12 protein-coding genes and 1 pseudogene are annotated in these 12293 nt (G+C 66.7%); 8 read left to right on the plus strand and 5 right to left on the minus strand.

Going from position 1 to position 12293, the window contains the following annotated elements; genetic code table 11:
• Positions 1-18: 18 nt before the first annotated feature.
• Entirely contained in the window at positions 19-612 is a 594-nt protein-coding gene (locus ACQP0C_RS05575) for an SACE_7040 family transcriptional regulator (protein WP_433731172.1), read from the plus strand.
• 266 nt (positions 613-878) lie between these two features.
• Here the strand turns inward: ACQP0C_RS05575 and ACQP0C_RS05580 are convergent, their stop codons facing one another.
• Positions 879-1625 (minus strand): 3-hydroxybutyrate dehydrogenase, encoded by a 747-nt coding sequence (locus ACQP0C_RS05580; RefSeq protein ID WP_433731174.1) that lies wholly within the window; start codon positions 1623-1625, stop codon positions 879-881.
• The gene (locus ACQP0C_RS05585; protein ID WP_433731176.1) at positions 1622-3052 is read right to left on the minus strand and encodes an MFS transporter; all 1431 of its coding nucleotides are present in this window, start codon (positions 3050-3052) and stop codon (positions 1622-1624) included. Before ACQP0C_RS05585 ends, ACQP0C_RS05580 begins: the two co-directional genes overlap by 4 nt.
• A 140-nt stretch (positions 3053-3192) precedes the next feature.
• Between ACQP0C_RS05585 and ACQP0C_RS05590 the strand changes: the two genes are divergently transcribed.
• The 3 genes from ACQP0C_RS05590 (at position 3193) to ACQP0C_RS05600 (ending at position 5736) form a co-directional block, all read left to right on the plus strand.
• On the plus strand, positions 3193-4104 hold the full coding sequence (locus ACQP0C_RS05590; protein WP_433731178.1) for a LysR family transcriptional regulator: 912 nt from the start codon (positions 3193-3195) through the stop codon (positions 4102-4104).
• Between the two features lie 280 nt (positions 4105-4384).
• Entirely contained in the window at positions 4385-5122 is a 738-nt protein-coding gene (locus ACQP0C_RS05595) for a hypothetical protein (protein WP_433731180.1), read from the plus strand.
• Complete coding sequence (locus tag ACQP0C_RS05600; protein ID WP_433731182.1) at positions 5119-5736, plus strand: hypothetical protein; 618 nt, start codon at positions 5119-5121, stop codon at positions 5734-5736. Before ACQP0C_RS05595 ends, ACQP0C_RS05600 begins: the two co-directional genes overlap by 4 nt.
• Positions 5737-5844: 108 nt before the next feature.
• On the opposite strand, the gene ACQP0C_RS05605 is transcribed toward ACQP0C_RS05600, so the two are convergent.
• The 3 genes from ACQP0C_RS05605 to ACQP0C_RS05615 are packed head-to-tail and all read right to left on the minus strand — an operon-like array spanning position 5845 to position 8569.
• A complete protein-coding gene (locus tag ACQP0C_RS05605; RefSeq protein ID WP_433731184.1) occupies positions 5845-6684 on the minus strand; it encodes a hypothetical protein in 840 nt (279 codons plus the stop codon).
• 54 nt (positions 6685-6738) lie between these two features.
• Complete coding sequence (locus ACQP0C_RS05610) at positions 6739-7470, minus strand: ABC transporter ATP-binding protein (RefSeq protein WP_433734447.1); 732 nt, start codon at positions 7468-7470, stop codon at positions 6739-6741.
• Positions 7471-7501: 31 nt separating this feature from the next.
• Positions 7502-8569 carry an ABC transporter permease gene (locus ACQP0C_RS05615; RefSeq protein WP_433731186.1) on the minus strand — a complete coding sequence of 356 codons (1068 nt, stop codon included), beginning with the start codon at positions 8567-8569 and terminating at the stop codon, positions 7502-7504.
• A gap of 130 nt (positions 8570-8699) precedes the next feature.
• On the opposite strand from ACQP0C_RS05615, the pseudogene ACQP0C_RS05620 reads away from it, so the two are divergent.
• From ACQP0C_RS05620 to cobM, 4 genes and pseudogenes are all read left to right on the plus strand, one after another.
• A pseudogene (locus ACQP0C_RS05620) lies at positions 8700-9848 on the plus strand (sensor histidine kinase); the annotation flags it as partial.
• 197 nt (positions 9849-10045) lie between these two features.
• Entirely contained in the window at positions 10046-10663 is a 618-nt protein-coding gene (locus ACQP0C_RS05625) for a response regulator (protein WP_433731188.1), read from the plus strand.
• An 82-nt stretch (positions 10664-10745) separates the two neighbouring features.
• Positions 10746-11171, plus strand: coding sequence for a PPOX class F420-dependent oxidoreductase (locus ACQP0C_RS05630; protein ID WP_433731190.1), 426 nt, complete (start codon positions 10746-10748; stop codon positions 11169-11171).
• A gap of 21 nt (positions 11172-11192) precedes the next feature.
• Positions 11193-11957 carry a precorrin-4 C(11)-methyltransferase gene (gene cobM, locus ACQP0C_RS05635; RefSeq protein ID WP_433731192.1) on the plus strand — a complete coding sequence of 255 codons (765 nt, stop codon included), beginning with the start codon at positions 11193-11195 and terminating at the stop codon, positions 11955-11957.
• Positions 11958-12293 lie beyond the last annotated feature (336 nt).

Genomic DNA, 12293 nt, shown 5'->3' on the forward strand with positions numbered 1-12293 from the left:
GTGCAGAAAGGAGCGCGTGTGACCAGCACCGACCCCGTCGCGCTCACCCGCAGGGAGCAACTGAAACTGCAGCGAAGGGCGCAGCTGATGGATGCGGGCGCCCGGCTCATCGCCGACCGCGGCTTCCTCGGCATGCGCCTGGACGATCTCGGCGCGGCCGTCGGGATCAGCGGGCCCGCGGTCTACCGGCACTTCCCGAATAAGGAGGCGCTGCTGGTGGAACTGCTGGTCGGGGTCAGCCAGCGGCTGCTCGACGGCGGGAAGGCGGTGGTGGCGCGGACCGAGTCGGCGCAGGAGGCGCTGGCCGGGCTGGTCGATTTCCATCTGGACTTCGCGCTCGGCGAGCCCGAACTCATTCGGATCCAGGACCGCGACCTCGACAATGTTCCGGCCGGTCCCCGCCGCGAACTGCGTCGCACCCAGCGTCAGTACGTGGAGATCTGGGTGGCGGTGCTGCGGGAGGTGCATCCGGAACTGCCGGAGGAGACCGCGCGGATGCAGGCCCACGCGGGCTTCGGGTTGATGAACTCCACACCGCACAGCGCGACCAATGCCAGCGCCACCAGGGCCCGGCCGGTGCTGCGCCGCATGGCGCTGTCCGCATTCGGTTAGGCCGCACTGGGTTGATCGCTCGCTCGCCCACTTCAAGCCTCTCCCAACCCCCACGGACCGAGTCTTACGAGCGACGTTCGCGGCCCGTCTCGCGTCCGAGTCGTCGAAGCGCATGCGACGAAGTCGCGAGTCTCGACGGCTCGGACGCGAGGCCCACCCGTCGCCCGACCACCACCCCTCATCGAATCGCTGCGCGATGCTGACATTTTGGGGCCGCGAACCCGCCGCGCCGCAGGCGCGGCAAATCAGACACAGCCCCGCCGGAATCACCGTGCGGTCCACCCACCGTCCATGGTGTAGGACGCACCGGTGACCATGCCCGCATCGGCGCAGGCGAGCCAGCCGACCAGCGACGCCACCTCCTCCGGCTCCACCAGGCGTTTGATCGCACTCTCGGTGAGCAGCACCTGCTCCAGCACCTGCTGCTCATCGATGCCGTGCGCCTTGGCCTGGTCGGCGATCTGCTTGTCCACCAAGGGTGTTCGGACATAGCCGGGATTGACGCAATTGCTGGTGACGCCGTGCCGGCCGCCCTCGAGCGCGGTCACCTTGGACAGACCCTCCAGCGCGTGTTTGGCGGTGACATACGCGACCTTGTACTCCGACGCGCGCAACCCGTGCACCGAGGACAGATTGATGATCCGGCCGAAGCCGCGCTCGTACATCCGCGGCAGCGCCGCGCGGATGAGCAGGAACGGCGCTTCGACCATGAGGGTCATCAGATTCCGGAACCGCTCGGGCGGGAAATCCTCGATCGGGTTGATGCTCTGCACACCGGCGTTGTTCACCAGGATGTCCACATCCAGGGTGAGCTCTTCCAGTGCCGCGACATCGAGAAGGTCCACCGCCCAGGCTTTTCCATTGATCTCGCTGGCCAGTGCCTTGGCCCCGATGTCATCGATATCGGCGATGGTGACGGTGGCTCCGCGTGCCGCGAGTTCCCTGGCGCAGGCGGCGCCGATGCCGCTCGCGCCGCCGGTGATCAGTGCGCGACGTCCGGTCAGATCACTCATGTGAGCTCCGCTCTAACGGTGTCGGCCTGCGCGACCTGCGCTGGCGGGATGGCTGCCGAGGATGGTTGGGTTGCCAGGCTTTCCGCATCCGCGGTGTCGACACCCTCCAGCGCGATACCTTTCGTCTCGCGGGCGAACAGGACGGCGATGGCGGTGACGGCGGCGGCCGCCGCCAGGTAGATGGCGATGGGTACCGCGGATTTGTAGGTATTGAGCAGGCGCACCGCGATGATCGGTGCGAGCGATCCGGCCACGATCGAGGTGACCTGATAGCCGAGGGAGACACCGGAATAGCGCATGCGGGTGGGGAACATCTCGGCCATGATCGCGGGCTGTCCGGCGTACATGAAGGCGTGGAATACCAGGCCGATAATGATCGCGGCCATGATGATCGCGTTATGGCCGCTGTCCATCATCGGGAAGGCGAAGAAGCCCCAGGTGCCCGCGGTGAGCGCGCCGATCAGATAGATCGGCCGCCTGCCGAAGCGGTCGGAGAGACTGCCCGCCAACGGCACCATGACGAAATGCACGGCGTGCGCGGCCAGCAGCCACCACAGGATGACCTTGGTATCCACGTGCACCTGCACCTTGAGATAGGTGATGGTGAAGGTGACCACCAGGTAGTAGAGGATGTTCTCGCCGAACCGCAGCCCCATGGCGGTGAGGACACCGCGCGGGTAGCGCCGCAGTACCTCGACCACGCTCAGCGAATTCGCCTCGAGCTGTGCGATTTCCTGCTGTGCCGCAACGAAGATGGGCGCGTCGGTGACCTTGGTGCGGATGTAATAGCCGACCAGCACGACCACCGCGGACAGCCAGAACGCGACGCGCCAGCCCCAGCTCAGGAAGGCCGCATCCGATAGCGTCGAGGTCAGCGCCAGCAGTGCGACCGTCGCCAGCATATTGCCCAGGGGCACACCCGCCTGCGGCCAACTCGCCCAGAAACCACGACTGCGGCTCGGACTGTGTTCGGCAACCAGCAGCACCGCACCACCCCATTCGCCGCCGACCGCGAAGCCCTGGATGAACCGGAGCACGACCAGCAGTGCCGGTGCCCAGTAACCGACCTGGGCGAAGGTCGGCAGACAGCCCATCAGGAAGGTCGCGGATCCGACCAGGATGAGACTGAATTGCAGCAGTTTCTTGCGGCCGTACTTATCGCCGAAGTGTCCGAAGACGATGCCGCCGAGCGGGCGCGCGGCAAAGCCGACGGCGTAGGTGATGAACGCCGCGAGGATCGCGTCGAGATCGCTGGTGCCCTTGGCGAAGAACACCTTGCTGAAGACCAGCGTCGCAGCCGTGCCGTAGAGGAAGAACTCATACCACTCGACCACGGTGCCCGCCATGGAGGCGGCCACCACCCGCCTCAGACCGGTCGGTACACCGCCGGGATCACCGGTCGGCCGCACTGCACTGCGCACGCTCATCGAACATCTCCTTCATGACCGGGGCCACATCATGTTGCGAATGTGACGGCCCCCACATTTCGTGGTCAGAACGAGTATTCGTGCACATATCTGCGGCCGCAATGACCAGTTGTGCAGTGCGCGTCTGCAAGAATGCAGAAATGACTCCGGCTGCCTATCCCAGCGCGGACGATCTGCTGGTTCTGCTCGCCGTCGGGCGCTCCGGGCGCTTCGTTACCGCCGCCGAGGAACTCGGCCTCAACCACACCACCATCTCCCGCCGCATCGCCGCACTGGAGCGGACGCTCGGCGGCCGCGTGCTCACCCGGGTGACCGGCGGCTGGGAACTCACCGATCTCGGGCGCGAGGCGCTCGCCGCGGCCGAGGCGGTGGAATCGGCGGTCAGATCGCTGGCCACCGATGCCGACGGCACTCGGGTGCTGGAGGGCGTGGTCCGGATTTCCGCGACCGACGGATTCAGTGCCTATATGGCCGCGCCGGCGGCCGCCGAGGTGCAGCGGCGGCATCCGAAGATCGCCGTCGAGATCGTCGCCGCGACCCGGCGTGCCTCCCAGCAGCGTTCGGGCCTCGATATCGAAGTGGTGGTCGGTGAACCGCAGGTGCACCGCGCCAAGGCGATTCGGCTGGCCGACTACTGCCTCGGGCTCTATGGCTCCCGCGACTATCTGCGCGAACACGGAACCCCAACGGCCATCGGCGATCTCGCGCGGCATTCCCTGGTCTACTTCATCGATTCGATGCTCCAGGTGGACGATCTGGATCTGGCCAACAGTTTCGCGCCGGCTATGCGCGAATCCGTCACATCCACAAATGTTTTCGTACATGTCGAAGCGACTCGCGCGGCCGCGGGATTGGGTCTGCTGCCCTGCTTCATGGCCGACCGCCATGACGATCTGGTCCGGGTGCTCCGCAAGGAGGTCTCGGTTCGGCTCACCTATTGGCTCGTCACCCGCACCGAGACACTACGAAGGCCGGAGGTGGCGGCGGTGGTGGACGCGATTCAGGTTCGCGTTCGGGAGCAGCGGAATATGCTGCTCGGCTTGCCGGACTGATCGTTTTGGCGGTGAAATATGTTGCCTGGCTTGCCAACTCGGTTGTTCGCTGTTGCTGGCGATAGCTCGCGTGAGCAAAATGTGATGCGCGCCGCAACGGTAGCGGTCGGGTTGACACGTCGTGAATGGCTCGATGTACTCGGTGCGACTTCTCCCATAACCCGTGCCTGCCAACGGGTTTGGCGAGGTCGTGAAGGGTCGGGCATCCGTGTGGTCCGGCCGGGCGGGTTCACGCGTCGGCTGTGATCGACGCGGCACAAATAAGAAAGGTGGGGGACACTTGTCAGGTCGCCATCGCAAACAACCAGGTCGGCACCGTAAACCCGATATCGGACGCAATTGCGCGCGCATGATGGTCGGCGTCGTGCCGATGAGCGTCGCGGTCGCGTATGCCGGTGTCGCGAATGCGGGAACGATCGAATTCATCGCGCCGCAGCCGGGTGTGACCACTCCGGCACCGGCGCCGGAAGCGCCGAAGAAGCAGCCGGGCGTGACGACGGAGGCGCCGCCGCCGATGGCGTATGTCGCGCCGCAGGACGACCGACGCGGCGTCGCACCCGAGACCGACTACCTGCCGGTTCGGCAGGTGCCCCCGCAGCGGCCGGTCGCGCCGCTGGATATGGGCAGCCTGCACGCGCCGGCGCCGTCACCGCAGGTTGCCGTGATCGTGCCGGAGCCCGCGGTCGTGCGGTTCGGTGATCTTTCCATGCCCGCACCGGATTTCCTGTCGACCGAACAGGTCGCGCAGGTGAATTCGATCGGTGCGGGTCCGGAGGCCGAGATCTCCCGGTTCGCGCGCTCGGTCGGTGTCGCGCCGAGCCGCGCCGACAGCGTTGCCTCGGCCGCCATCGCGGGTGCGGCGCAGGGGGCGGCGATCGGATGTGGTGTCGGTGCCGCGATCGGTGCCATCACGATTGTCGCCGCACCGATTCTTGCGCCGATCGGCTGTGTGTCCTGGGCTTTGCTGGGGGGTACGACCGGTGCCCTGGTGGGGGCGGGACGGGGGGGTCTGCGATGAAATGGTCCGGAAACAAGATTGTTGCGACGGCGCTGCTCGCCATCGCAGCAACTGGTTTGGCCGCTGGTACGACCACGGCGCAGCCGCTGGAAGCGCCCACCACACAGCAGCGGGTCCTCGACCCGTCGGTGCCGGTCATTGGTGCCGATCACGGCATCGGGTACACGATGCGGTTCGCCGCGGATGCCAAAGCCGTGACGACGACGCTGGATTCGGGCGCATTCACCGCCACCGCCGACGGGATCGCCATTGCCGACAACGCCGGTCAGGTGGTTACCACGGTGCCACTGGTCTTTCCGGCAAAGGACCGCGATATCGCACTGCAACCAATCATCGATCACGACGGCAAGGCACTGACCCTACGCCCGATCGATGACCCCGCCCCCCAGCCGACCACTTCACAGGAACGCTGGAACCAGGAGGTGCAACGAGCCTCATTCGGCGCCCTGATCGGCGCCGGCATCGGCCTGATCATCGGCCTCCCCCTCGGCGGCATCATCCTCTTCCCCATCCCCATGGCCACCGTCGCCATCGGCGCGAGCATAGGCTTCCTCGCCGTAGGCGGCCAACCGCTGATCGACGCGGGCATCGCCTACTTCACCGGCCAGCCCTGACCTGAATCCCTCGCACCCCTTGACCTTTCGAAGGTCAAGGGGTGCACGGCTTTCAGCTGGGCAACGATGATCGTGTCGAAACTGCCATCCCCTTGCTGGTTCAGGGCGTCAGCGGAAGAGGTCGTCCACTGCGGCGACAAACGCGGCTTGCTTCAGCCATATGTCGAGCTGATCCTGATCCGTGCACTCGAGCATGCGAGCTCGGTCCCCTTCAGAGATCATCAAGCCTCTCGCTTCGAGGATCATCACCAGCGCTTCGGCCTTACCGTGAGCCTCATAGCCGCGGGCATATTCACTCTTGTATTTGGACGTTCCGGTGGTCGACATAAGGCCCTCCAGGAAGTGCCGGGCGGCTTTGGGGAGAACAGCCATTACCGGGTCAATGTACATTTCGTGGTTCTTTACGTCGACCATAGAGGCGACGAGAGTGGTCAGGATGGCGTCCCGCTCCGGGTGGTGACGATGCGCGATCGCGGAAAGGACCGCAAGCTCAGGATTGGCCGTCGCTGTTTCCGCGTCGGTGACTACAGGGACGTCGGATGGGCTCAGTACGACGGGTGTGAGGGTGAAGCCGGGGGCGATGCTGATCGGTTTGCGGCAGTGAGTGGCGGTGCGTTCGTTGGGGCAAAGGACGAGCAGGACTGTCAGGCAACGGAGGCGGGCTCTGAGGGTGGTCAGGTAAACCGGCCAGCTCCAGTATTTGTCGCTATCCGGCTTCAGTTGAACTTCGACGACGACGCCGAGCACCGGGGTGGTGCCGGTCGCCAGGACGACGACAGTGTCGGCGCGGTATTCGGTGGGGTCTATGTCGGGGAAGTCACCTGACTCCAGGCGGGCGTGGTCGAATTGGGGTAGCGGAGTGTCCAGCACGTCGGCCAGTAGTTCGGCGGCCAGTTGGGGGCGTTGCCGGAACAGGTCGATCACCACTTCGTGCAGGACGCTGGGCATGGGGGCACGTTATCGGTGGGCACCGACAGGAAAATCCGGGCAGGAGAGCAGGTTTCAGGCCACTGAGGCGACGGTGGGGTCCTGGTCGAGGACGCCGTCGATCATGCGGTAGACCGCGGTCATGTGGGGGAGGTGGGTGCGGTCGTGGGTTACCAGGAGGGTGGCGGCGTTGTGGTCCCGGACCACGGTGAGGATGAGTTCGATTACGGCGGAGCCGCGTTCGGTGTCGAGGGCGCTGGTTGGTTCGTCGATGACCAGGAGGGCGGGGTCGTTCATCAGGGCGCGGGCGATATTGACGCGTTGGCGTTGGCCGCCGGAGAGTTGGGCGGGGCGTTTGGCGTGCTGGTCGGCCAGGCCGACCGAATCGAGTAATTCCATTGCCTTGGTTCGGGTTTCGCGGCGTTGGGTCGGCGAGGTGAACAGGCGCTGGCCGAGGTGTGACATGGCCTCCAATTGTTCGACGGCGGTGAGGGCGGGGATGAGATTCGGCTGTTGGAAGACGATGCCGATGGACGAGCGGCGCAGAGCGGCGGCTTCGCGTCGGGTGAGGGTGGCCAGATCGACTGTGCCCTTTGGTGTTTCGAGGGTGATGCGACCGGCGTCGGGGCGGATCAGGGTGGAGACGACGGCGAGCAGGCTGGATTTGCCGGAGCCGGAGGGGCCGGTGATGGCCGCGATGGCGCCCCCGGGGACGTGCAGATTCACCTGGTTCAGTGCGGTGAGTCGGCCCGCGCCGTCGGGGTAGGTCAGGGTGGTATCGCGAACGGTTAGAGCGGTTTTCGTCATGGTCGCGGTGGTCATGCGGGTCTCCGAGAGGTCAGCGGGCCGCGCCGAGCGCGGTGAGCGGGTCGGTGGTGAACAGGAAACGCAGGGCGAAGGCGGCACCGAGCAGGCCGAGCACGATCAGGGCCGCGGCGGGCAGCAGGGTGGTCGACGGGCTGAGGACGAAGGGCAGCGCGTCGCCCATGAAAGTGGCCGCGGTGACGGTGCTGCCGAGGCCGACGGCGACACCGGCGCTCAGCACGATCGCCGCCTGCGCGATGGCATCGCGGACCAGCGCACCGGAGGTCGCGCCCAATGCCTTCAAGGTCGCGATATCGGGCATGCGCTGCACCGTCCACACGGTGAAGAACGCGCCGATCACCAGCGCCGAAATGGCGAACAGCAACACTGTCATCAAGGTCAGCGAACCGTTTTCGGCCTGGTACGAACTCAATGCCGACAGCGATCCGGAGACGCTGGTCGAGGTCGTATGCGCGGATGCGTTGACAGCGGCCATATTCGGGATTCCGGACACCGCGAGCACCGTGGCCGCGCCACCACGCGGGCTCACCGACTGCCAGTCGGCCGGCGTCATCCAGACGACGGGGGTATGGCTGTACCAGTCGTCGCCCTGCACCGCGGCCACCCGGAAACCGGACGCACCGAGCGTGACGGTGTCACCGGCAATGGCATCGAGCGCCTTGGCCGCGCCGGTGCTGAGCACCACCGTGCCGGAATCGGTTGCGACGCGATTGCCGAATGCCGTTCCCGCGCTCCCGAACAACGCGACCTGCGCGGGCTTGGTCTCGCCCCGGCCCGATACCGCGCCCGCCGTCCGGCTGATGCCGATCGAGTCGACGGTTCCGGTCGAACCGGCGGCGGCCCGCCAGGTCTCGACCTGCTGCGGGGTGAGCGCCGAGGCGTCGAAGGAGGGATCCGCGCCGCTGTCGGCGAAGACGACGGCATCGGCGCGGATCGCCTCGATGGCGGAGATGTTCTGGTGCGCGAGCCCGGCGGTGAGACCGCTGAGAAAGCTCACCAGCAGCGCCACCAGGGTGACGACCAGTGTGATGAGCAGAAAGCGGCCGCGTGCGGCCCGCAGATCCCGGAGTGCGACGAACATGCCTTCACCCTGCCGCGATCGCCCGCGCCCGCCATCGCGCACGCGGAGGAACCGACCCTGATCGAAGGTTGGGCGGCGTTTTACACCTTTCGATGGATGCCGCCCAGGTAGCCGCACATAAGCTGGCAGCGTGCATGCGTCGCCGTTCACCCCCGTCTTCACCGCATTGCGGCTGGGGCTGCACGTGCTGGTGACGACGCTGGCGGTGCTGGTGGCGGTGCGTGCGCTACTGCCCGGCGCCGGACATCCGCTCGCCGTCGTCACGCTGACCGTGGCATTCCTGGCCGTGTACTTCACCGGTGCACTGGTCGGGCGCCATCCGGCTGGCATCCGCCTCTGGCTGGCGGTGCTGACCGTGCTGTGGCTCGGTCTGGTGGTGTTCGCGCCCGACGCCGGATATCTCGCATTCGGCATGTTCTTCCTGTACCTGCACCTGCTGCCGCGTCCGTGGAGCTTTCTCGCCGTCGGCGCGGCCACCGCGGTCGCGGTCATCGGTTTCGGGGTGCACCGCGGCTGGTCGGTGGCGGGTGCCATCGGGCCGATGCTCGGCGCGGCGGTCGCGGTGGGGATCGGCCTGGGCTATGAGGCGCTGTTCCGGGAGTCGGCCGAACGTCAGCGCCTGATCGATGAATTGCTCAGCACCCGAGCGACACTCGCGGAACAGGAACGCACGGCGGGCAAGCTCGCCGAGCGCGAACGACTGGCGCAGGAGATCCACGACACCGTGGCCCAGGGGCTGAGCAGCATTCAGTTGCTGCTGCACGCGGCGGAACAGTCCACACCGGATCATCCCGCACTGCCGCAGATTCGGCTGGCGCGCGAGACCGCGGCGGAGAATCTGGCGGAAACCCGAAGACTCATAGCGGAACTGACCCCCGCCGCACTGGAAGGGCAGAGCCTCGCGCAGGCACTGGAACGCATCTGCCTGCGCGCCGAGACGCCGGGACTGATCACCCAGATGGTGGTCGAGGGCACGCCGGAGCGACTGTCGATGCCGGTCGAGGCGGCCCTGGTTCGGATCGCGCAGGGGGCGGTCTCGAATGTGGTGCGCCATGCGGGAGCGAGCCGGATGCGGCTGACCCTGACCTATTCCGACACCGAGGTGTATCTCGACGTGGTGGACGACGGTGTGGGCATCGACCCCGCGGTGCTGGATCGCGCGCCGTCCGGCACCTTCGGATTGGCCGCCATGCGCAGTCGCGTAGAACAGCAGGGTGGCACCATGGCGGTGGAGTCCGAGCCCGGCCACACCGCGGTCACCATTGCGTTTCCGATCGAGCCCGAAGGCATCGAATACCGGTCGGCCGCAACCGATTCCGATCAGATCGCGGGACAGTCGGACCCCGCGGTGGAACCTCGACACGAGGAGTCGCGGCCTGCGTCATGCGAATCCGCTGTGCCCACAGCACAATCCGATCCACTGTCACCGAAATCAACCCCGCTCGAGCCGAATTCGACCGATCCGGAGCGCCGCGCATGATCCGCCTACTGCTCGCCGACGACCACGCCATCGTGCGCGCGGGCCTGCGGGCGCTGCTGGCGAGCAACGAGGACATCACCGTCGTCGGCGACGCGCCGACCGCCGAGGCCGCAGTGGCCTTTTGTGCTACCACGTCGGTCGATCTGGTGCTGATGGATCTCAGCTTCGGCCCCGGCCGCTCGGGTGTGGACGCGACCACCGAATTGCGTGCGCTCCCGAACCCGCCCAACGTGCTGGTCGTCACCAACTACGACACCGACGCCGACATTCTCGGCGCGATCGAGGCCGGAGCCTGCGGCTACATCCTCAAGGACACCCCGCCGGTCGAACTGCTCGCGGCGGTGCGGTCCGCGGCAGCGGGGGAGAGCGTGCTGTCACCCGCCGTGGCCTCCAAGCTGATGACCCGCGTGCGCCGCGCCGACACCACCCTGAGCCCGCGGGAGATCGAGGTGCTGCGACTGGTCGCCTACGGCAGCTCCAACCGCGAGATCGCCAAGGAGCTGTTCCTCAGCGAAACCACCGTCAAATCCCACCTGGTGCACATCTACGCCAAACTCGGCGTCCGCTCGCGCACCTCCGCCGTCGCTCGCGCCCGCGAACAAGGCGCGATCTGAACATCCGTGCCCGGATCAGTCGCGCCACCAGCGGGGCGGCGATATGTCGGCCGTCGGCGCAGGGTGGCCCTAGGGTTGGGGGATGGCCTCACTCTCGGATCCCGCGGTACGCGAATTCCTCTCTCACGGCAGCCGAACCGCCAAGGTCGCATTCACGGCCACCGACGGACGCCCGGTGGTGACGCCGGTCTGGTTCGTCCTCGAGGGTGACGAGCTGGTGTTCAATACCGGCAGGGCCTCGGCGAAGGGCAAGGCATTCGCCCGGGACAACCGGATCGCGCTCGTCGTCGACGTGGAGGCGGACCTGTACCCCTCGGTTCAGGTCCAGGGCACGGTGACCCTGTCCGAGGATCCCGACGAACTCCTGCGCACCGCCACCGAGATCGGCGGCCGTTATATGGGCGCGGACCGCGCCGAGGAATTCGGCAAGCGCAATGGCGTCCCCGGCGAACTGGTGGTCCGGGTGCATCCGACCAAGGTGATCGCCCACTTCGACGCGACGGCCTGAGCCCTCCATACACTCACCCGCATGACCGTGCACTTCATCGGGGCCGGGCCGGGCGCTGCGGATCTGCTGACCGTCCGCGCGGTGACCCTGCTGCGCGACTCCCCGGTCTGCCTCTATGCGGGCACCTACCTGGACCCCGAGGTGCTCGCACACTGTGCCCCTGGGACCGAGCTGATCGATACCCAGCATCTGGACATCGATCAGATCACCGAGCACTTGGTGCGTGCGCACCGATCCGGTAGGGATGTCGCGCGCCTGTGCTCCGGCGATCCATCGATCTACTCGGCCCTCACCGAACAAACCCGCCGCCTGGACGCACATGACGTCCCGTGGGATGTCACCCCCGGCGTCCCCGCCTACGCCGCGGCGGCCGCCCTGCTCGGCACCGAACTCACCGTCCCCGAGCTGGTCCAATCAGTGGTTCTCACCCGCACCCAGGCCCGTTCGACGAAGATGCCGGAGTCCGAAGCGCTCACCACCTTCGCCGAAACCGGCGCAACGCTCGTCCTGCACCTGGCCATCACCCGAATCCGCACCCTCGCGGCCGAACTTATCCCGAACCACGGCCCCGACTGCCCGATCGCGGTAGTCTATCGAGCCAGCCAACCCGGCCAACTGATCCTGCGCGGCACTCTTACCGACATTGCCGACCAGGTCGAATCCGCGGGCCTGCGCCAAGCCGCCGTCATCCTCGTCGGCCGCGCGCTCGCACCGAATCCATCGTGCACACAATCGCATCTGTACGACCCGGCGCGCGACCGGCGCCGACCTTCGCAAGCGGTGTGAGATGGGTGACAGTCACCTGGCAAACTTGCGATGACGCCGCTGCCTGGGGTGATGTTTCCCAGCTATGGGAGCTGATTGGTCGCGCGGCTGGGGCGACGGTAGATTGTTTCGGTGATCAGCAGTGAACTTCCCGGCGGAGCCGGTCGGTGGGCAGCGGGCACGGTCGCGCCCATGTAACAAGGTCGGCCTGGCGGGCAGATAGTGCCAATGAACATTTTTGCTTGATTGATGAGAACTGAACGCGGGAACGCAGACGCCACGCTCCGATAGGTGCGCGTCCTGTCCCGGTGTTCGTCGGGGAGCGCTTGCGTGGTGTTCCGGAAGCGAGGTTACGGG

Origin of the sequence: Nocardia sp. CA-129566 (genome assembly GCF_050956075.1) — a bacterium.
Taxonomy (GTDB): domain Bacteria; phylum Actinomycetota; class Actinomycetes; order Mycobacteriales; family Mycobacteriaceae; genus Nocardia.

Coding starts and splice junctions, on each gene's coding strand:
- ACQP0C_RS05580 (WP_433731174.1), bottom strand. CDS start 1,625: ATGAGTGATCTGACCGGACGTCGCGCACTGATCACCGGCGGCGCGAGC.
- ACQP0C_RS05585 (WP_433731176.1), bottom strand. CDS start 3,052: ATGAGCGTGCGCAGTGCAGTGCGGCCGACCGGTGATCCCGGCGGTGTA.
- ACQP0C_RS05590 (WP_433731178.1), top strand. CDS start 3,193: ATGACTCCGGCTGCCTATCCCAGCGCGGACGATCTGCTGGTTCTGCTC.
- ACQP0C_RS05600 (WP_433731182.1), top strand. CDS start 5,119: ATGAAATGGTCCGGAAACAAGATTGTTGCGACGGCGCTGCTCGCCATC.
- ACQP0C_RS05605 (WP_433731184.1), bottom strand. CDS start 6,684: ATGCCCAGCGTCCTGCACGAAGTGGTGATCGACCTGTTCCGGCAACGC.
- ACQP0C_RS05610 (WP_433734447.1), bottom strand. CDS start 7,470: ATGACGAAAACCGCTCTAACCGTTCGCGATACCACCCTGACCTACCCC.
- ACQP0C_RS05615 (WP_433731186.1), bottom strand. CDS start 8,569: ATGTTCGTCGCACTCCGGGATCTGCGGGCCGCACGCGGCCGCTTTCTG.
- ACQP0C_RS05625 (WP_433731188.1), top strand. CDS start 10,046: ATGATCCGCCTACTGCTCGCCGACGACCACGCCATCGTGCGCGCGGGC.
- ACQP0C_RS05630 (WP_433731190.1), top strand. CDS start 10,746: ATGGCCTCACTCTCGGATCCCGCGGTACGCGAATTCCTCTCTCACGGC.
- cobM (WP_433731192.1), top strand. CDS start 11,193: ATGACCGTGCACTTCATCGGGGCCGGGCCGGGCGCTGCGGATCTGCTG.